Source organism: Niabella yanshanensis (assembly GCF_034424215.1).
GTDB classification, from domain to species: domain Bacteria; phylum Bacteroidota; class Bacteroidia; order Chitinophagales; family Chitinophagaceae; genus Niabella; species Niabella yanshanensis.
Genome location: NZ_CP139960.1, coordinates 4372843 through 4393223 on the forward strand (window position 1 = coordinate 4372843; position 20381 = coordinate 4393223).

15 protein-coding genes are annotated in these 20381 nt (G+C 43.4%); 4 read left to right on the forward strand and 11 right to left on the reverse strand.

Features of this window, described 5'->3' with window-relative positions; all coding sequences use genetic code 11:
* The first annotated feature begins 50 nt into the window (after positions 1-50).
* From U0035_RS18225 to U0035_RS18240, 4 genes are all read left to right on the forward strand, one after another.
* A complete protein-coding gene (locus U0035_RS18225; protein WP_114791606.1) occupies positions 51-1598 on the forward strand; it encodes a hypothetical protein in 1548 nt (515 codons plus the stop codon).
* Positions 1599-1740: 142 nt separating this feature from the next.
* Positions 1741-2934 carry a tryptophan synthase subunit beta gene (trpB, locus tag U0035_RS18230; RefSeq protein ID WP_114791605.1) on the forward strand — a complete coding sequence of 398 codons (1194 nt, stop codon included), beginning with the start codon at positions 1741-1743 and terminating at the stop codon, positions 2932-2934.
* Between the two features lie 27 nt (positions 2935-2961).
* Complete coding sequence (gene trpA / locus U0035_RS18235; RefSeq protein WP_114791604.1) at positions 2962-3729, forward strand: tryptophan synthase subunit alpha; 768 nt, start codon at positions 2962-2964, stop codon at positions 3727-3729.
* 120 nt (positions 3730-3849) lie between these two features.
* Complete coding sequence (locus tag U0035_RS18240; protein WP_114791603.1) at positions 3850-4926, forward strand: TlpA disulfide reductase family protein; 1077 nt, start codon at positions 3850-3852, stop codon at positions 4924-4926.
* A gap of 56 nt (positions 4927-4982) precedes the next feature.
* Here the strand turns inward: U0035_RS18240 and U0035_RS18245 are convergent, their stop codons facing one another.
* The 11 genes from U0035_RS18245 to U0035_RS18295 form a co-directional block, all read right to left on the reverse strand.
* A complete protein-coding gene (locus U0035_RS18245) occupies positions 4983-6290 on the reverse strand; it encodes a DEAD/DEAH box helicase (RefSeq protein WP_114791602.1) in 1308 nt (435 codons plus the stop codon).
* Between the two features lie 182 nt (positions 6291-6472).
* Complete coding sequence (locus U0035_RS18250; RefSeq protein ID WP_114791601.1) at positions 6473-7759, reverse strand: amidohydrolase; 1287 nt, start codon at positions 7757-7759, stop codon at positions 6473-6475.
* 29 nt (positions 7760-7788) lie between these two features.
* Positions 7789-10650: a S9 family peptidase gene (locus U0035_RS18255; RefSeq protein ID WP_114791600.1), complete on the reverse strand. Its 2862-nt coding sequence runs from the start codon at positions 10648-10650 to the stop codon at positions 7789-7791.
* A 172-nt stretch (positions 10651-10822) separates the two neighbouring features.
* Entirely contained in the window at positions 10823-12259 is a 1437-nt protein-coding gene (locus tag U0035_RS18260; RefSeq protein ID WP_114791599.1) for an efflux transporter outer membrane subunit, read from the reverse strand.
* A gap of 93 nt (positions 12260-12352) precedes the next feature.
* The gene (locus tag U0035_RS18265; protein ID WP_114791598.1) at positions 12353-15514 is read right to left on the reverse strand and encodes an efflux RND transporter permease subunit; all 3162 of its coding nucleotides are present in this window, start codon (positions 15512-15514) and stop codon (positions 12353-12355) included.
* A 120-nt stretch (positions 15515-15634) separates the two neighbouring features.
* On the reverse strand, positions 15635-16810 hold the full coding sequence (locus U0035_RS18270; RefSeq protein WP_114791597.1) for an efflux RND transporter periplasmic adaptor subunit: 1176 nt from the start codon (positions 16808-16810) through the stop codon (positions 15635-15637).
* A gap of 211 nt (positions 16811-17021) precedes the next feature.
* Positions 17022-17618: a TetR/AcrR family transcriptional regulator gene (locus tag U0035_RS18275; RefSeq protein ID WP_114791596.1), complete on the reverse strand. Its 597-nt coding sequence runs from the start codon at positions 17616-17618 to the stop codon at positions 17022-17024.
* Positions 17619-17871: 253 nt separating this feature from the next.
* Positions 17872-18762 carry an ACP S-malonyltransferase gene (gene fabD, locus U0035_RS18280; protein ID WP_114791595.1) on the reverse strand — a complete coding sequence of 297 codons (891 nt, stop codon included), beginning with the start codon at positions 18760-18762 and terminating at the stop codon, positions 17872-17874.
* 57 nt (positions 18763-18819) lie between these two features.
* The gene (gene folE, locus U0035_RS18285; RefSeq protein ID WP_114791594.1) at positions 18820-19416 is read right to left on the reverse strand and encodes a GTP cyclohydrolase I FolE; all 597 of its coding nucleotides are present in this window, start codon (positions 19414-19416) and stop codon (positions 18820-18822) included.
* A gap of 33 nt (positions 19417-19449) precedes the next feature.
* A complete protein-coding gene (locus tag U0035_RS18290) occupies positions 19450-19863 on the reverse strand; it encodes a 6-pyruvoyl trahydropterin synthase family protein (RefSeq protein ID WP_114791593.1) in 414 nt (137 codons plus the stop codon).
* 61 nt (positions 19864-19924) lie between these two features.
* Positions 19925-20335 carry a 6-pyruvoyl trahydropterin synthase family protein gene (locus U0035_RS18295; protein WP_114791592.1) on the reverse strand — a complete coding sequence of 137 codons (411 nt, stop codon included), beginning with the start codon at positions 20333-20335 and terminating at the stop codon, positions 19925-19927.
* Positions 20336-20381 lie beyond the last annotated feature (46 nt).

Genomic DNA, 20381 nt, shown 5'->3' on the forward strand with positions numbered 1-20381 from the left:
TTTTTTCTTATTTTATTGATAACCAATAAATAATATTCATTTAAATTACAATGCCCAGTAGAAGTACCGATGCGCTTTTTCAGTTGATCAAATCCCTCGAAAAGTCGGAAAAGAGAAATCTGAAGCTTTTTGTGAACCGAAATTCCGGTTCGGAAAACCTGAAGAGCATCCTGCTGTTTGACGCATTGGATAAAATGGCTGAATATGACGAGGCGCTTTTGCTGAAAAAAGTTCCCAGTGTGAGCAAACAACAGCTTTCCAATACAAAAGCTTTATTGTACCGCCAGATACTAAGTAGCTTACGTGTGTTGAAAGATGATCGGAATGTGGATATGCAGCTGCATGAAATGATGGATAATGCACGATTGCTATATAACAAAGGCTTATACCACCAGACGCTAAAGGTTTTAGAACGTTTGAAAGAAGTTGCCAGGACCAATCATCAATATACTTACCTGCAACAGGGGTTGTTTTTCGAAAAAAAGATAGAAGCACTATACATTACACGTGGACTAACCAGCCGTGCGGATGAATTGATTGCAGAGGCAACCGAAGTAAGTCGAACCATTGATCATATCAATGATTTGTCTAATCTTAATTTGAAACTATACAGCTGGTATATACAGAACGGGCATGCTCGAAATCAGAATGATATGAAAACCGTGCAGGCTTTGATGGATCATGAGCTTGTTAAAAATACTGGAGCCAGCTTTTATGAGAAAGTGTATCTCTATCAGTGTTCCGTTTGGTATGCTTATATCAAACTGGATTTTTTAATGTATTACCGGTATTGCCAGAAGTGGGTGGATATTTTTGAGCAATATCCCAAAATGATTGAGACAGAAACGGCGATGTATGTAAAAGGCATGCACAATCTGATGTCAGCTCATTTTAATTTGCTCAATCATGAAAAACTGGCTTCCAGCATCAGGAAATTCAAGCGCTTTGCCCAAACTGAGTTGGTACAAGACAATGATAACAACCGTATCGTAACTTATGTATATCTCTACACCGCGGTAATAAACCTGCATTTCCTGGAAGGAGCTTTTCACAAAGGAATTAAGATGGTACCCTTTTTAGAAGAGATGCTGGTGAAATATGGACGCTATCTCGATCGTCACAGAGTAATGGTGTTTTATTATAAGATTGCCTGTCTTTACTTTGGCAGTGGGGATAACAGCAACGCCATTGACTATCTCAATCGTATTATTAATCAGAAAGACGACCTGCGTACAGATTTGCAGTGCTATTCCCGTTTATTACATTTAATAGCGCATTATGAATTAGGTAATTACAATTTGCTTGAGTACCTCATCAAGTCGGTTTACCGCTACATGGCCAAGATGGAGAATCTCAGTAAGGTGGAGGAGGAAATGTTTAGCTTTTTGCGGAGGGCTTTTAAATTTAACGAGAAAACGATCAGGGCAGAATTTGAAAAGCTGTTAAATAAGCTGAAAAAGTACCAGCATAACCGCCTGGAAGCAAGAGCTTTTGCGTACCTGGATGTGATCAGCTGGCTGGAAAGTAAGATTTCGGGTATACACGTGGAAGATGTGATCCGTAAAAAATATTTAAGAGAACGAATGCAAAAAGTATAAATTGAGTTATATTTGTTGCTCATGAAATGTTCTGTTTCAAATACATCCTTTCGATGGTGGCGTTAACGCTACTGATCTTCTATGCCAGTACAGGCAGTTTGTTTTCTTATCTTTACATCCCTTACTTAAATAAATTAGATTAATGCAGGCAACTTATAAAGAGCCCGATGAATTGGGTTATTATGGCGAATTCGGTGGCGCTTATATTCCCGAAATGTTATACCCAAATGTTGAGGAATTGCGCTCTAATTATCTGGACATTATTAACAGCGAATCTTTTCAGAAAGAATACCGGTTTTTATTAAAAGATTATGCAGGTCGTGAAACGCCTTTGTATTACGCGTCCCGCTTATCGTCAAAATATAATACCAATATTTATCTGAAACGGGAAGACCTGTGCCATACCGGTGCACACAAGGTGAATAATACCATTGGACAAATACTGGTAGCAGAACGGCTGGGTAAGAAAAGAATTATAGCTGAAACCGGCGCCGGCCAGCACGGTGTAGCCACTGCTACCGTTTGTGCATTAAAAGGGTTGCAGTGTATTGTATATATGGGGGAGAAGGATATTGAGCGACAGGCGCCCAACGTAGCGCGCATGAAAATGCTGGGTGCCACGGTAGTACCAGCGACCAGTGGCAGCAAAACATTGAAGGATGCCACCAATGAAGCCATCCGCGATTGGATCAATCATCCCCAGGATACTTTTTACATCATCGGCAGCGTAGTGGGGCCCCATCCTTACCCCGATATGGTAGCGCGTTTTCAAAGTGTGATCAGTAAAGAAATACGCTCACAGCTAAAAGAAAAAACAGGTACTGAGCTGCCCAAAGCGGTGATAGCCTGCGTAGGCGGGGGAAGCAACGCTGCGGGAACTTTTTATCATTTCCTGGATGAGCTTTCGGTAGATATTATTGCGGTAGAAGCTGCAGGCTGTGGGGTTCAATCCGGTATGAGCGCAGCCACCACACAATTGGGCAAGCCGGGGATTTTACATGGCAGCAAAAGCTATGTAATGCAAACTGCCGACGGACAGGTAGTAGAGCCGCATAGTATTTCTGCAGGCCTGGATTATCCGGGAATCGGCCCTATCCACGCTAATTTATTTGCTACCGGGCGGGGGCGATTTTTGTCGGCTACGGATAAAGAAGCTTTGGAGGCGTCTTTTGAACTGGCGAAACTGGAAGGAATTATCCCTGCTTTAGAAAGCGCTCACGCACTGGCAGCTTTAAAACAGCTGAAATTTGAAAAAGCTGACAACGTGGTAATTTGTTTGAGCGGCCGGGGCGATAAGGATATGGAAACCTACATGCAGGAATTAAACAAAAAATAAAAGACTCAACTATCAAGTATCCAAATAATGAGCAGACTAAGCCAAGTATTTCAATCGGGGAAGAAAATTTTAAATATATATTGCACAGCGGGCTATCCTAAACTGGATAGCACATTAACAGTAATGAAGGCCTTACAGGATAGTGGCGCAGATATAATTGAACTGGGTATGCCTTATAGCGATCCATTGGCTGATGGAGAAACCATTCAAAAAAGTAGCGCGATTGCCCTGGATAACGGAATGACCATGCAGGTTTTGTTTGAACAATTGGCCGGCATGCGTCAGCAGATCAATATCCCCGTAGTATTAATGGGCTATATGAATCCTGTATTGCAGTACGGCTTTGAGCAATTTTGTGCTGACGCTGCTAAAGCAGGTGTTGATGGTTTAATACTGCCCGATCTGCCGCAACATGAATTTGAGAAAACCTACAAAGCCATCATGGAAAAATACAATCTTAATTTTATTTTCCTGGTTACTCCTGAAACTTCTGAGGAACGGATTAAAAAGCTGGATCAACTGAGCAGCGGCTTTCTTTATGCTGTTTCTTCTTCTTCGACAACTGGCGGGGAAAAGGATTTTAACGAGGTGGAGCTTTACCTGAAAAGGCTTCAGGGCTACGGATTGAAGAATCCTATATTAGTCGGTTTCGGCATCAGGGATAAGAAAACATTTTATGGCGCTTGTAAATATGCACAGGGAGCCATTATAGGGTCAGCTTATATTAAGATCATACAGCATGCACAGTCGCCCGAGGCCATTACCCGAAGTTTTGTACAAAGTATTCTTAATTAACAAATGAATTTACAGTTGCCCGTTATTTTTGCAACCTGCAACAAATTTCGATCATCTGTGTTAAGTTCTGAGCACCGGTGTTAGATACTGGTGCTTATTTTTTATCCGTAAAGTTTTTAAATGAAATTAGTTTTATCAGCAGCTCTTCTGTTTTTATTGCCGGTTTGGGCAATGGCTCAAAAGCTTACGCTTAGCGGCACAATAGCCGGTTTGGCAGATAACAGCACGATAGTGTTAACCGATCTTGAAAATCCGGGCACCCCTCTTGCTGAAAGTAAGTCCACAGGGGGAAAGTTTACGCTTTCAACACAACTCGAAGCGCCGTCTTTGTTGGGGTTAGGTGTAGGCGATAGTATTAAAACGGCTGTTTTCCTGGGTAACGAAGTGGTAAGCGTTACAGGCGCTGTTACTCAGAAGGTTGATGAATGGAAATTTTCGGGCTCAGCCATACAAAATAGTTTTACAGAGTTTCAGAATCTCTTTGTACCTAAGTTCAGCAGGTTAAGCGCATTGATACAGCAGTTACAGTCTGGTGATGGAAGTGATGCGGTAAGGACGGGATTGGACAGCGCGACCAACGACATTCAGGTATCCCTGGACAATTTTATTGCAAAAAATCCAGCGTCGCCGGTAAGCACATTGGCGATTTTGTCAACCATCAATCTAACAGAAGATGTCGCCGTGCTGGAGAAAAGAATGAATAGTTTAAAGCCTGCTGCTTTGAGCAATGTCTTTGGCGGACAGTTAAAGCAGGCGGTTGTTAATGCTAAATTTAATTCGGTGGGAAGTATTGCTTTAGATTTTTCGCAGACTGACACCACTGGAAAGCAGGTAACCCTTTCGCAATTCAAAGGCAAATATGTGTTGGTAGATTTTTGGGCCAGCTGGTGCGGCCCCTGCCGGAAAGAGAACCATTTTCTGGTGAAGACATTTAATAAATACAAGGACAAAAACTTTACCGTACTGGGCGTTTCTTTAGATGAAGAAAAAGAGGAGTGGCTGAAGGCGATTGCTAAAGATGAATTGAAATGGACTCAGGTGAGTGATTTGAAGGGATGGGAAAATGAAGTAGCCCAGAAATATAAGATTACCTCTATTCCCCGTAATTTACTGGTGGGTCCTGATGGAAAAATTGTTGCGAAGGATTTACGTGGTGATGCCCTTGATGAAAAGCTGGAAGAGATACTGGGTAAATAGGTTAATATAAATATTATAAAATAGCCCGTGGTTTTAGACTGCGGGCTATTTTTGATTTAGGCCCGGTCTCTTTTGCCGTACCATTTTTTCTTATGTCTATTTTCGGTGGCCGCTTGCGGTCTTTGCGGCTTCGCCGGATGATTGTTGTTTACCCCTTTAAAACCATTTTTGCTTTCTATGCCTCGTTTCTGGCGGGGCGGGCGTTCTGATTTTTTGGGGATTTCGAAAACTTCCATTGGGTAGGGATGGTCATTGATAACCGGTATTTGCTGCCTGGTTAACTTTTCGATATCCTTTAAAAAGGCTTTTTCTTCATAATCGCTGAAGGATATGGCCTGCCCGTCCTTACCGGCTCTCCCCGTACGGCCAATACGGTGTACATAGGTTTCAGAAACATTGGGTAGGTCATAATTAATAACCAGTTCCATTCCTTCCACATCGATACCCCGGGCTGCAATATCAGTGGCTACCAGCACCCTTATATCCTTACTCTTGAAATTGCTGAGCGCCCGTTGACGGTTATTCTGACTTTTATTCCCATGAATGGCATCCGATTTAATTCCGTATTTACTAACATGGCGAACAATTTTATCGCAGCCGTGCTTGGTTCTGCTAAATACCAGCACTGTTTCTGCGGCGGAGTTGTTGAGTATATCTACCAGCAAATCATTTTTGTTGCCTCTGTCAACAAAATACACCGATTGAGATATTTTTTCAACGGTAGAAGAAACAGGTGTTACTTCCACTTTTACCGGGTTTCTTAAAATAGCGTTTGCAAGGGTTAAGATCTCGGGCGCCATGGTAGCTGAAAAAAACAGGTTCTGGCGGTTAGACGGTAATAGTTTCAATATTCTGTTTACATCGTGAACAAACCCCATATCCAGCATACGATCGGCTTCATCCAGCACAAAGAAGTCTATATGATCAAGCCTTATAAATCCCTGGCTGATCAGGTCTAATAAACGCCCGGGTGTAGCAACCAGTATATCTATACCGGCGGCAAGCGCTGTTATTTGTTTGTTCTGATTAACACCTCCAAAAATAACCGTATTTCTTAAATGCAGATGCCGTCCATAAGCATCCAGGCTGTCGCCTATCTGGATGGCCAGTTCACGTGTAGGTGTAAGAATCAGCGACTTGATGTTTCGTTTACCTTTTTCCTGCTGCCTTTTAGAAAGTATCTGTAACATAGGAATGGAAAAAGCGGCTGTTTTGCCGGTTCCGGTTTGCGCGCAGCCTAGCACATCCCTGCCTTCGAGCAGTAATGGAATGGCCTGTGTTTGAATGGGAGTAGCTGTTGTATAACCTTCTTCTTCAATTGCCTGTAATATAGGGGCAATTATATTTAATTCTTTAAAATTCATCTTGTTGTGTACCTGACCAGCCTGTAAATTATGGGGTGGGATAGGATTTGTTATTAGTTGGATTGTGGATCGAAATCCTGCAAAGATACTGGTTTCTAAGCTTATAATGCGTTTGAGCTCGCAATGATTCCCAGGCCACGGTTTAAACAGTGGCCTGGGAAATCTAAACAGTATTATATTTTCTACAATTTCCCGTATTCAAACACGATGTTGCAGAATATTTTTACACCGTTTTGCAACAGGGCATCCGAAACAATAAAATCTGGTGTGTGATGGGGTGGAGCTTTTGCCGGATCGTTGCCTTTGGGCAAGCCTCCATAGTACAGAAATACGGCGGGAGCTTTGGCTCCATAGTAAGAAAAATCTTCGGCGCCTGTTACCCATTTGGTTTCCTGTACATTTTCTTTACCCACTGCTTTTTCTAAAACGGGTACGATCTTACGGGTCAGGTCAATATTGTTATAAGTAACGGGCGTGTTTTTATTAATACTCACTTCAACAGTAGCATTATTGGCAGCCGCTACATTTTCTGCAATGTGTTTTAACCGCCTGTGAATGTCTTCCTGCATAGCGGTGTCAAACGTACGGATAGTACCCGCCATCTCCAGTTCTTCGGGAATGATATTGTTGCGTAAGCCTGAGTTGATCTTACCTACTGTAAGTACCACCGGTGCTTTGGTGAGATCTTGCTGCCGGCTTACAATTTGCTGAAGACTGTTGATGATCTGCGCTCCCGTAACAATAGGATCTACACTTGACCAGGGTTGTGCGCCATGACTTTGCTTCCCTTTTACTTTGATCGTAAACCAATCGCTGGCGGCCATAAAGGGTCCGGGTTTATAAAAAACCTTTCCTTCTTCAATCCAGCTTTCAATATGTAAGCCAAATACGGCATCTACCCGGGGGTTATCCATTACGCCCTCTTTAACCATAAGCGCTGCACCGCCTTCTTCACCGGGAGGAGCCCCTTCTTCCGCGGGCTGAAATATAAATTTCACAGTGCCTGGTATATCTTTCTTCATAGATGCCAGTACTTCTGCGGTGCCCATTAATATGGCTACATGCGCATCATGGCCGCAGGCATGCATTACGGCTACTTCCTTTCCCAGGTATTCACCTTTTGCGGTTGATTTATATGACAGGTCATTTCTTTCCAATACAGGCAGCGCGTCCATATCAGCTCTCAATGCAAGCACAGGCCCCGGTTTACCTCCTTTTAATATGCCTATTACACCTGTTTTGGCCAATGTGTCAGTTTGAATGCCGAGCTTTTTTAAATGAGCGAGCACATATTGCTGTGTTTTAAATTCCCGGTTGCTTAATTCGGGATTCTGGTGGATATGTCTGCGCCATTCTACCAGCCTGGGTTGTACCGCCTGCGCTTTAGTAGCTATTGACTGTGTATAGTTTTGCCCTATGATTACCGTGGTGCAAAAGAAAAGGGCAACGGAAAATATAATTTTTCTCATTGCCCTAAGTTAATTCAAAAATTGTTGCTTTAATGCACCGTTTCCAGCCCCCAGCTATTTCCTTTATCTACAGCCGGTACGCCTTCTATCAGCCATTTGGCCGGTTTGTCGCCTTTGAGCAACCAGTCAAAAAACTGCTGCTCCCTGATTTGTATGTCCTTGCGGTTCTTTCTCTGCATCAGGTTGTGCTCTTCGCCGTTATAATTCAGCATCCAAACCTGTTTGCCTAAACGACGCATGCCTGTAAACAATTCAATGCCCTGGTACCAAGGCACTGCGCCATCATTATCATTAGCCATGATCACCATCGGAGTATTCACTTGAGGCAGATGGAATAGCGGGGAGTTTTCTATATATAACTCCGGTTTGTCCCAGAGCGTAGCGCCAATGCGGCTTTGGGTTTTTTCGTATTGAAATTGGCGGTTCATTCCTGTTTGCCAGCGTATACCTCCGTAAGCGCTAGTCATATTGGCAACGGGTGCACCTGACCAGGCTGCGGCAAACATGTCTGTCATGGTTACCAACTGCGCCACTTGTATTCCACCCCAGCTTTGGCCTTGTATCCCCATATGCTTACTGTCTACCCAACTGTTCTTTGCCAATGCCTGCGCGCCACTTACGATATAGTCATAAGCGCTTTTGGCCGGATAGCCAATGGTATAAGATATGTCGGGTGTCATCACGATATATCCGCGGCTTACAAAGAAAGAGATGTTCAAGCGGCTGGGAGTAGGCGCCGGCGGAATATATTTATACAGGTTATCGGAAAGCTTTTCGTAGAAGTATAATATAACGGGGTATTTTTTAGTGCTGTCAAAGTTCTCAGGTTTATAAATAATTCCTGTGGCGGGTTTGCCTGAGAAGGTTTTCCATTGGTATAAGGCTGCTGTTCCCCAATTATAATTGGCTTGCTGTGGATTAATACCCGATAATTTTCTCTCGCTACCAGCCTGCTGCAGGTATAAATCCGGCGACTGCGTATAGCTTTCTTTCGTGTAGGTATAAACAGGCTCATTTTTCGCTTTATTGACCTGGCTTATATACAATGGCTGTAGGGGCTGTAAGGAAGTGGATAGCTTATTATTTTCAAGAATAGCGAGCCCGCTTTGTTTGCTGGTATTATCAAAAATACTCAGGACAGTTTTGTTAGCAGCTTTTATAAAATCCTCTTCTTCGTCTGTTGGCATATACCTGTAAGTGATTTTGTTTTTTCTTCCATTCACCGTCAGGTTTACCGGTGTGGTTCTTCCTGTAGGATCAACTGCCCATATATCGTATCGATCATAAATAAGTATCCGGGAGTCTCCATCCTGCCAGCCCATTACACCATAAGGAGAAGGGGCATCGGGTACGTCATTCTCCTCGTCATATAATGGTACTTTAATGCCGGCAGAAATGTTAAGTGTAGTATGGCCGTCAAACACCTGGTAGTGCCGTTTGGTGTTGTCATACCAAAGGATGTATTTGCCGGAAGGGGAAATCCAGGAAGCCCTGATATCGCCGTCCAGATTGAGGATAGCCGGGATATATTGGTTGTTCGCTACATCTACTTTATAAACATCTTTCCTGGTATTGCCCGCCCATTGAGATGCAATGCGCCTGCCCGTATCAGTAATGGCAACGTAATATCTTGCATCCGCCAGCGTACCTTCGTATACAGCCGGAAGATTATTGCTGCCAACCGGCATCATTCGTTGCAGGTTAAAGTCGTAAACGGCAGTGTAGCTTCTTTCCCGCTCTCTTTTTTGATTTTGCAATTGGTAGGGTTGCAGGTAATCATCTTTATAGTTCCAGATATCGACGTTTACTTTATCTATGTCCAACAGGCTGGTATCTTTCGGTGGGCGTGCCGGCCCCGTTGCAAACTGCAATCGCTCACCCGATCTGCTAAAACTCACTTTGCCATATTCACTGATACGATCACCACTGCGGAAATTGGGTGTAAGTGTGTCAACCAGTATACGGGCGCTATCCATGCCTTGTTTAAAATGCCAAAGTGTATAATATTTGGTCAGCGCTTTTGCTTTGGCACCTCTCTGCGCTACAAATGCAGCCTGGCTGCCGTCGTCAGAAAGGGCAAGGCTTTTAAAATCATTACCACCTCTTAATAAGGTATCTGTTTTTTTTGTCAGCAGGTGATAGAGAACGATACGCGAAGTTATGGCGGTGTCTTTCAGATCAAGGGTTTGCTCGAGTAATAAATCAGTTCCTTTTTTATTGAAAATGTATTCGCTGACATTTTTAAATGTTAACGATGTGCCGGTAGCCGTATTGAAAAGCAGCAGCTTATTATTTCTGCCATGATCGGTGATACTGTCTTTTCCCTCTCCCTTTGCGGGAGCCAGTGAACCAATTACATATTGCAGCGAATCAATGATTTGTTTAAGGCTGTCTTTGGTTTTATCCGATTGATATTTAGGTTTGCTAACCGGCTCGTTTTTAAAAAGACCAGCGACCCATATATTGGATTCTTTTGGTGTTTTGAGAGAAATGAGATTCGGATACTTTTCAATCTTTCCTGTGGCTAAAGTTAGTAGCGCAAAGCTGTCGCGGGGCATTTCATCAGCTTTCTTTTTCTTGATTTTTGCATTACGGATATCCTGAAACAAAGGCTTTACTTTAAATATCAACGTTGCATTATCGCTGGTAAAGCCGGCTTCATATCCTCTGGGAATAACTGTTTTACTATTGTTCACTGTAGATTGAACCACCAGCTCATCATCGCCTTCCTGAACGGTAATGATGTAAGCAACCCATTGCCCGTTATTACTAATTATTGTTTTACCAATCGATTGCCAGCTGTCGTAAACCGAATGGTCAAGTGGTTTCTTTTGCGCAATACAGGTAATTACTCCTGCCAGCATAGCCAACAGCAAGATCAACTTCTTCATTAGCTTTATTTTAGACTAAAGTATCAATATTTTTTGAAGTGATAAAGTTCCGGGTTGATTAAACAAGCTGTATGTCTTATGAAGTATAAAGCGTTGCGTTCGCCAATGATCGTAATAAAAAAAGAAGGCTTTATAAAAACCTTCTTTCTAATTGAGTCCAATACCTTGCGATTTATTTCCATCCACCTCCCAGTGAGCGATAAAGATCAACTGCGGCACTTAGCTGCAATCGGTGAATATTGGCAAGGTTCAACTCTGCCTGTAATACATTGGCCTGTGCGGACAATACTTCTAAGTAATTAGCCATGCCGCTTTTGAATAAAAGGCGTGCATTTTTAATGGCATGCTTCAGCGTATCCGATTGAGCTGTTGCTATTTGTTTTTGTTCTTTTAGTTTTTCTGTAGAAATGAGTGCATCCGATACTTCGCCCATTGCCCCTAAAACCGACTGCCTGAATTCCAGAACGGATTGTTCCCTCTGAATTTTTGCAATTTCCAATTGCGTTTTTAACTGGCGTTGCTGAAATACAGGTTGCGTAACGCCACCCAATACAGTACCGAACAGCGAAGCAGGTATATTAAACCAGTTATTGGCCAGGTAAGAGCTCAAGCCCCCTTGCGCACTAATAGATAAGCTGGGGTACATATTCGCCTGGGCAATGCCGGCTTTTGCATTGGCGGCTACCAACTCCAATTCCCTGGCGCGTACATCAGGCCTCCGGCTTAGGATGGCCGATGGAATGCCCGGTGAAAGCCACTCGGGTATATGAGCCTGGAAGAGTCCTTTGCTACGGTCTACAGGAGCGGGGAGACTGCCTGTCAGGATGCTGAGCGCATTTTCCTGTATGGCAATGTTTTGCTCCAGTTGAGGAATAAGCAATTCGGTGAGTTGTTTCTGCGCCTCAACCTGCTGTACGGCTAATGTAGTTACTTCGCCCGAATTCCGCTGCAGTCTCGTAAAATGGAGTGTACTGTCCGTCAATCGCAGATTTCTTTTTGCTACGTCCAGTTGTTCATCCAGCATCAGCAGGTTATAGTATCCTTGTGCAATATTAGCTACTACCTGGGTTTGCACTGCTTTGGAAGCTTCGTAAGTTTGCAGGTAATTAGCCATGGTTGTTTCCTGCTGGCGACGAATCTTGCCCCATATATCGGCCTCCCAGGAAAGATTGAAAGCTGCATTGAAATCCTCCACATGTTGTTGGCCGATAAAACTGCCAATGCTTAAACCATTTAAACTGTTATTGGATGGGTTAGTGGTTTGAGCCGTAACACTGAAGCTTACCTGCGGCAATTGCAGGAGCTTTGCCTGCTTTAATGTTTGAACAGATGCAGACACGCGTTTTAATGCGATCTGCAGATCATAGTTATAACTGATGCCCTTGTTGATAAGCGATTGCAGGGCAGGGTCTGTAAAAAAAGTTTTCCATTCTACATCGGCAATGCTGCTGGTATCAGCGGTAGCTACCGCGCGAAATTCCCGCGGAAGGTTTAATTCGGGTTGCGTATAATTTTGACCAACCTTACAGGAGGATGCACCAATAAGCATCATCAGCAAGGGCGTTAAATAATATAGCGTGCGTTTATTTTTCATTTCAATAAAGTTCATTTGTTATCCATTTATGGTTGACTGTAGTGCTTCCCTGTTGGGTATTTACATGCCGAAGCATTGTTACTATGTGTGCTTACACCTACGGTATCATTATTCCAATTCCCAATTTTCTTCAACTGCTTTTGGCGCTACCAGTCTTTCCTGCAGGTACTGGAAAATGATATATAGGACAGGAATGAGGAATACACCCAGCAATACACCGGTAAGCATCCCGCCTACCGTGCTGTAACCAATTGAATGATTACCGATAGCCGAAGCGCCTTTCGCAAATATGAGCGGCAGCATACCAACGATGAAGGCAAAGGAAGTCATTAATATCGGGCGTAGCCTTAATCTCGAAGCTTCCAGCGCAGAGGCTACCAGGCTCATCCCTCTCTTCCGCCTTTGAACTGCATACTCCACAATCAGGATGGCATTCTTGGCTAAAAGCCCAATCAGCATGATTAGCCCAATTTGCACATAAATATTGTTTTCAAGTCCGGCAAAACCGATAAACATGAACACGCCCAGTATACCCGCCGGAACCGTAAGGATAACTGCCAGCGGCAGGATATAGCTCTCGTACTGTGCGGCCAGCAGGAAGTATACAAAGATGATGCTGAGCAGGAAAATATAGATCTGTTGGCTACCGGCGCTTCTTTCTTCGCGGGTGATACCCGTCCATTCATAAGAGTAGCCTCTGGGCAGGGCTGTTTTTGCAGTTTCCTCAATGGCCCTGATCGCATCGCCGGTGCTAAAACCAGGTTTGGGAACACCATTAATGGTAACCGCATTAAAGAGATTATTGCGGGTTACGGTTTCCGGACCAAATACACGTTTCAACGTAACAAGCGTTTTAACCGGTACCATTTCGCCGAGATTATTCTTTACAAAAATGCCATCCAGTGAGGCAGCGTCCTTGCGGTAAGGAATGTCAGCCTGGGCCATTACACGGTAATATTTACCAAAGCGATTAAAGTCAGATACAAAGCTGCTACCGAAATAGATCTGCATGGTTTGCATCAACTCGCTTACCGACACCCCCAGTTGCTTGGCTTTGATAAAGTCTGTCTCAATAGCGTATTGTGGGTTGCCCGCAGCAAACGTAGTAAAGGCATATGCTATTTCTTTACGCTGCATCAGGGCTCCTATAAAAGCGCCTGCAGTATTGCCTAATTTGTCCAATGGGCCGTTGGTGCGGTCCTGCAGCATAAATTCAAAGCCGCTTACATTACCAAATCCCTGTACCGTAGGGAAATTGAAGAAGAAGGTATTGGCATCTTTTACGGAGGTTACCTTACCTGTCAATGCTGCCGCAATCTCATCCGGATTTTTTAAATCGCCACGTTCATCCACATCTTTTAACCTTATAAAACCTGCCGCGTAGGGAGATGCGCTGGCATTGCTGATAAAGTTCAATCCATCTGCTACCCAAAGATTATTAACAGAAGGCTCTTTTTTGATGATTTGATCAATGGCTTCTGTGGCTTTATGAGTACGGTGCAAAGAACTTCCGGGCGGTGTATTTACTGCATATAATACAAAGCCCTGGTCTTCGGTGGGAATAAACCCGGTGGGCGTTGTTTTGATGAGCCAGTAGCTGGCCCCTGAGATCAGTATGAGCGCTCCGATCGCCACCCATTTTCTGCGAATGAGGAACCGGAGACTGGTCACATACCGGTTGGTTAAAGAACGGAAGCCTGCATTGAATGCCGTAAAGAAACGGGCCAGGAAACCTTTTTTCTCATGTGGGTGTCCTTTCTCTCCCGGGTGGTGAGGGTTCTTTAAAAACAGGGCACAAAGAGCAGGGCTCAATGTTAACGCGTTCACTGCTGAAATCAGGATGGCGATCGCTAGTGTAAAGGCAAATTGCCTGTAGAATACACCTGCCGGACCCTGCATGAAGCCAACGGGCACAAACACGGCAGCCATAACCAGGGTAATTGAAATGATGGCCCCGGAAATCTCGTTCATAGACTGAACTGTGGCCTTGCGTACCGGCATGTCTTTATGTTCCATTTTAGCGTGTACTGCCTCTACTACTACTATAGCATCGTCCACTACAATACCAATCGCCAATACAAGCGCAAACAGTGTCAGCAGGTTGATCGTAAAACCAAATAGTTGCAGGAAAAAGAAAGTACCTACAATGGCCACCGGTACTGCAATAGCGGGTATCAGCGTAGAGCGGAAATCCTGCAGGAAGATAAACACCACAATAAATACCAGTATGAACGCGATGATCAGCGTTTCACGCACCTGGAAAATGGACGCATCCAAAAATTCCTTGGAATTGTACATGGTAACAGGTTTGATACCTTTAGGCATAGTGGTATATAATTCCTCCAGTTGTTTCTCCACTTCTGTAAGAATTTCATTGGCGTTGGAACCTGCCGTCTGCAATATCGCAAACCCGGCAACAGGTTTCCCGTTTAAACGGTTATTGGCATTATAGGTAAAAGCGCCAAACTCTACGCGGGCCAGGTCTTTCAGTTTCAATACCGAGCCATTGGCATTTGCTTTGATCACTATATTTTCATAATCTTCATGCTGGTTCAACTTGCCTTTGTACTTCAATACATATTCAAATATTTCATCGCTGTTCTGACCCAGGCGACCTGGAGCGGCTTCCAGACTTTGATCCCTGATAGCACCCAATACATCCTGGGGAGAAAGGTTATTCGCTGCCAGGCGGTCGGGTTTGAGCCATATACGCATAGAGTAATCCTTGGCGCCAAATACCTGTGCCTGTGCTACTCCGGGAATGCGCTGTATTTGCGGAATGACATTGATCTTGAGAAAATTTTCCAGGAACAATTCATCATATTGGGCACTATCCTCACTGTAAAGCCCGGTAAACATGATAAAGCTGTTTTGTACTTTCTGAGTGGAAATACCGGATTGTACTACTTCCTGCGGAATCTGGTTGACCGCCTTTGATACCCTGTTTTGTACGTTCACCGATGCGATATCCGGATCAGTGCCCTGTTTGAAAAATACAGTAAGGGTCATAGTACCGTCGTTACTGGAGTTGGAGGTCATATAGGTCATATTCTCTACACCATTAATGGCCTCTTCAAGAGGCGTGGCCACCGAGCGGGCTACCACTTCTCCATTGGCTCCCGGATAAGTTGCTGTCACCTGCACACTTGGAGGCGCAATATCTGGGAACAGTGTAACCGGAAGCGCAAAGAGAGACAGTATACCCAGCAAGAGCAGGATAATGGAGATTACTGTTGATAATACAGGTCGTTGTATGAATTTTTTTAGCATGATATGTAGTTGTATGGAGCTTACTTAAATAGTAGGGATAGGACTCCCTGAAGTGACCATATTGCCACTTTCATACCGCTGTTTTTACAGCGGTATGCCGGTTGTATTAATTAAGCATTGTTATATAGGGTTGGCCTTTAGAACACTGTCTGCCGACACCCACTGTGGTTGAATTTGAGCACCTTCTTTTAAATTGCCTGTACCCGAAAGCACAATTTTTTCACCGGAGGAAAGCCCTTTGTTTACAAAATAATAATAAGAATTTTTGCCGGAAAGACTAATAGGCTTACTGGCTACCTTGTTGTTATTGTCCACCGTAAATACAAAAACTTTATCCTGTATTTCAAATGTGGCTTCCTGTGGCACTACCAATACCTGGTTGAACAGTTGTGGCAGACGGATCTTTCCTGTGTTGCCGCTTCTTAGTACTTTATTCGGGTTGGGAAATGCAGCACGGAACGTAATAGCACCCATAGTTTTGTCGAATTGTCCCTGCACCAGCTCTATTGTTCCCTGCTGCGGGTAAACCGTATTGTCAGCCAGTAGCAATTCAACGGAAGGAACGTTTTTTAGTTTTTGTTCAATGGTTTCACCAGCGTACTTGTTTTTAAAAGCAATGAAGTCTGGTTCACTCATTGAAAAGTAAGCGTACATCGTATTGACTTGGCTAAGCACTGTCAGGGGTTGTGCTTCTCCTCGTCCTACAAGGCTGCCGGTTTTAAATGGAATACTGCCAATATAACCGCTAACAGGCGCTTTAATTAATGTATAACCTACATTGATCTGGGCATTGCCCGCCATAGCTCTGGCCTGGGCCAGTGCTGCGGTAGCCGCATTGTAATTGGCTTTTGCCGTTTTAAGTTGCACGTCAGAGATTACGGCATTGTCCACTAATGGTTGAAGTCTGTCCAGGTCAACCTGTGCTTTTTGAACGTTGGCTTGTGCGGCTAACACGTTTGCTTTGGCATTGTTGAGTGTTTCATTATACAGTTGACCATTAATTTTAAATAAAGGCTGGCCGGCCGTAACATAAGCGCCTTCATCTACGTAGATCTTTTCCAGATAGCCATCTACCTGCGGACGTATTTCCACATTTACTTTTCCTTCAAGCGATGAGGAAAATTCCTGGTAAACCGTTACGGGAGATATGGGAACGGCCATTACTGGCAATGCCGGTGGCTGGTTTTGCGGCCCGGGATTTGCCGATCCGCTGGTGCAGCTTTGTAATAATGTAAATGATACTATAAGCGCGAGTGCCGATAGGCTCATGAGGGGTGTATGGGTTCTTGTTTTCATTGTAGATTTGATTTTTTTAGTCAAAAAGGTCATTCCTCCGCCGGTTACCTGCCTTCGGAGCGATGCATAGCCTGATGATATCGGGTACAGTGAGCCTTTCAGGGTAATTGAATCCCTGTATACGGAGTGGTAGCTCCATAGCCCCTCATCATTCTTTGCGGGAATGTGTTTAAGAAATTGTTGTTATCTGGATGCTTGTCTTTTTTGGAACTTAAAGGTTTTCTATAATGTTCACTACCATTTGATCCAGTACTGATACGTTCATCGTTTGAGGAACATCAGCACTTCTTGTAATCATGATCGAAGTAAAACCATGTATTGCCGACCAAAAAGCATGTGTTTTATAACACGCAGATTCTATATTGGTTTTCTTCTCAATAATTATTTTTTTTATGATCTCGTAAATAAGATCCTGCAGGGCTTCGAATTCCGTTTTCATCTTGCCTTCTCCACAGCAGGGCATACCGATGCCAAACATGAGTTTGAAGTAGCTGCCATTTTTCAAGGCAAATTTCCAATAACAGTCCACCAGTGCTTTTAATTGATCCTGCGGAGATTTCTCTTTAGAAATGGCTTTGTGAATATTTGCCAATAAGAGCTTAAAACCGTCCTGCGATATTTCAAAAAGGATCGCTTCTTTATTGACAAAATGATCATAGATGACCGGCGCGCTGTATTCAATGGCATCCGCTATTTTACGTATAGACAACGATTCCCATCCTTCATTCTTCACCAGGTGCAATGCAGCATCAATGATCTTTTTACGAACCATTTCCCTGTCTCTTAATTTGCGCTCGGATACACTCATAAATTATTTCGTTTTCCTAACAGTGTTAGCAAAGTTAACGGTGTTATTTGTTAAGTTCCAACTTTTTTTTCTGATAATTAAAAATTAACCTTTTGCCGGAAGAGATTTTGAGTGGGAAAGAGGGGATTTCCGGTCGGACGACCGCATAAAAAAAACTACACTTAACAGGCCCGTTAAGCGTAGTTTCTATAAAGAGTATGTATTACAGGTGGCAGCCAAAGAAGCGAAAGCTTGTAGCTGTTAAGTCATTTAATTAGTTAACGCCTGCTACTTCTACTGTTTTGTCGATTTTCTGTACCAGTCCCTGCAAAACCTTTCCGGGTCCGGCTTCTGTAAATTTGGAAGCGCCGTTGGCAATCATCGCCTGCACGCTTTGGGTCCATCTAACGGCACCGGTGAGTTGAGCAATCAGATTTTCTTTGATCTCGTCTTTGTCTCTTACCGGTTTGGCTACCACGTTTTGGTAAACCGGGCAAACGGGTGTATGGAAGGTGATTTTTTCAATAGCGTCCTGCAATTCTTTTTTGGCTGGTTCCATAAGTGGGGAATGAAATGCGCCACCAACTGGTAATACCAATGCTCTTTTGGCCCCGGCTGCTTTCATTTTTTCACAAGCCACCTCAATACCTTTCAGGCTACCGCTTATGACAAGCTGGCCCGGGCAATTATAGTTGGCGGGTACCACAATTTCCCCGGTTTCTGTTTGTGTTTCAGCACAAAGCTCTTCTACCTTTTCATCAGATAGGTTGATAATTGCTGCCATAGTTGATGGCTGAATCTCACAGGCTTTCTGCATAGCGCCTGCCCGGATGGACACCAGCTGCAATGCATCTTCAAAGCTTAACGTACCATTAGCTACCAGCGAAGAGAATTCTCCTAAAGAATGTCCCGCAACCATATCGGGTTTAGCATCTTCAATAGTTCTGTAGGCGATAATGGAATGCAGGAAAACAGCAGGCTGCGTAACGCGGGTTTGTTTCAGATCTTCTTCGGTTCCTTCAAACATGATATCTGAAATGCGAAACCCCAGTACTTCGTTGGCTTGCTCAAATAGTTTCTTTGCAAATACACTGAGTTCGTAATGGTTTTTTCCCATGCCAACAAACTGAGAGCCCTGACCGGGAAATATAAAAGCATGTTTCATTTTGATAAATTTCTTTGTTTTTCGAGAGTAATAAAATTCAAAGCAGCTTTTCTTTGGTTAATGCAGATCGGCAGTAATCAATTTTAAGAATTCGCTTCTGGTAGAATTTTTTTGAAACTCACCATCAAAAGCTGAAGTAGTAGTTACCGAGTTTTGTTTTTGAACACCCCGCATCATCATGCATAAATGTTTCGCTTCGATAACCACAGCCACGCCTAATGGGTTAAGCGTTTCCTTAATCGCATTCATTATTTGTACTGTCAGCCTTTCCTGCACCTGCAGCCGGCGGCTAAATACATCCACCACCCGGGCAATCTTGCTCAAGCCTGTAATCCAGCCGTTAGGGATATAAGCTACGTGAGCCTTTCCGAAGAATGGAAGTACATGATGCTCACACATGCTGTATAATTCTATATCTTTTACTACAATCATCTCGCTTACGTCTTCATGAAACTTGGCCGAATTAATAATAGCATGGGCATCCAGCTGGTACCCTTGAGTAAGATATTGCATGGCTTTTGCCTGGCGCTCGGGTGTCTTCAACAATCCTTCACGCTCATGATCTTCGCCTAAAAGCTGTAAAGCTTCTTTATAGTTTTTAATGAGACCTGCGGTAGTAGCTTCATCATATGTCTCAATCTTCTTGTAGGACATGGGTATTAGTTAAGTCAATATAATATATTAAAATTATCCATTTGCAGGATAATCTACAAAATTTCTAGGTGTTTCATAAAGACGAACCTGCAAATCCAAAGAAGGCTCTATATGGGGTCTTAAAAGATTATAGATAACAATCGCAATATTCTCAGCGGTTGGATTAAGTGCCCTAAATTCTTCTGTGTCCAGGTTGAGATTTTTATGGTCGAACCTTGATAATACTTCTTTTTTAATAATATCGCTAAGTTCTTTCATATCCATCACAAATCCTGTTTGAGGATCCGGATCACCGGTCACTTTTACGACCAGGTCATAATTATGACCATGATAGTTGGGATAAGCACATTTACCAAATACGGCAGCATTTGTTGCTTCATCCCAATCTGTATGATACAGGCGGTGCGCTGCATTGAAATGTTCCTGTCTGTATACGGATACTTTCATAATAATGACTGGTGAATAATGAATGGTGGGTAATCACCTGCCGGAGGGGGCGTGATGATTACTATTCTCCGAAATACTCCACATAAATACGCGGGGTTTCGTACAGTTTAATACAATGCAAATGTATTCCTGCCGGGATATGCGGTTCCAGTTGTTTCCATATTTCAATGGCGAGGTTTTCCGTACTGCACATTTTTCCCTGCATAAAGTCTACATCCTCATTCAGGTTTTTATGATCCAGTTTTTCCGTAACATGTTCCCGGATGATCGTGCTCAGTTTTTTTACATCAAAAACAAAACCTGTCTCGTAGTTGGGTTTTGCTTTAACGGTCACTAATAAATCGTAATTATGCCCGTGCCAATTGGGATTTGCGCATTTGCCAAACACTGCTTCATTTTTTGCGTCGTCCCACGCCGGGTTGTACAGGCGATGGGCTGCATTAAAATGTTCCTGTCTCGTAAGATATACCATAGAAAATCAAAATTATCGATTTTTTAAAAACTAAGAGGGCTTTATA

Excerpts from the sequence above, each read along its gene's own strand:
- U0035_RS18225 (WP_114791606.1), top strand. The coding sequence starts at position 51 with ATGCCCAGTAGAAGTACCGATGCGCTTTTTCAGTTGATCAAATCCCTC.
- folE (WP_114791594.1), bottom strand. The coding sequence starts at position 19,416 with ATGTCCTACAAGAAGATTGAGACATATGATGAAGCTACTACCGCAGGT.
- U0035_RS18245 (WP_114791602.1), bottom strand. The coding sequence starts at position 6,290 with ATGAATTTTAAAGAATTAAATATAATTGCCCCTATATTACAGGCAATT.
- U0035_RS18295 (WP_114791592.1), bottom strand. The coding sequence starts at position 20,335 with ATGGTATATCTTACGAGACAGGAACATTTTAATGCAGCCCATCGCCTG.
- trpB (WP_114791605.1), top strand. The coding sequence starts at position 1,741 with ATGCAGGCAACTTATAAAGAGCCCGATGAATTGGGTTATTATGGCGAA.
- U0035_RS18290 (WP_114791593.1), bottom strand. The coding sequence starts at position 19,863 with ATGAAAGTATCCGTATACAGACAGGAACATTTCAATGCAGCGCACCGC.
- U0035_RS18255 (WP_114791600.1), bottom strand. The coding sequence starts at position 10,650 with ATGAAGAAGTTGATCTTGCTGTTGGCTATGCTGGCAGGAGTAATTACC.
- U0035_RS18250 (WP_114791601.1), bottom strand. The coding sequence starts at position 7,759 with ATGAGAAAAATTATATTTTCCGTTGCCCTTTTCTTTTGCACCACGGTA.
- fabD (WP_114791595.1), bottom strand. The coding sequence starts at position 18,762 with ATGAAACATGCTTTTATATTTCCCGGTCAGGGCTCTCAGTTTGTTGGC.
- U0035_RS18275 (WP_114791596.1), bottom strand. The coding sequence starts at position 17,618 with ATGAGTGTATCCGAGCGCAAATTAAGAGACAGGGAAATGGTTCGTAAA.
- U0035_RS18260 (WP_114791599.1), bottom strand. The coding sequence starts at position 12,259 with ATGAACTTTATTGAAATGAAAAATAAACGCACGCTATATTATTTAACG.
- U0035_RS18265 (WP_114791598.1), bottom strand. The coding sequence starts at position 15,514 with ATGCTAAAAAAATTCATACAACGACCTGTATTATCAACAGTAATCTCC.
- U0035_RS18240 (WP_114791603.1), top strand. The coding sequence starts at position 3,850 with ATGAAATTAGTTTTATCAGCAGCTCTTCTGTTTTTATTGCCGGTTTGG.
- trpA (WP_114791604.1), top strand. The coding sequence starts at position 2,962 with ATGAGCAGACTAAGCCAAGTATTTCAATCGGGGAAGAAAATTTTAAAT.
- U0035_RS18270 (WP_114791597.1), bottom strand. The coding sequence starts at position 16,810 with ATGAAAACAAGAACCCATACACCCCTCATGAGCCTATCGGCACTCGCG.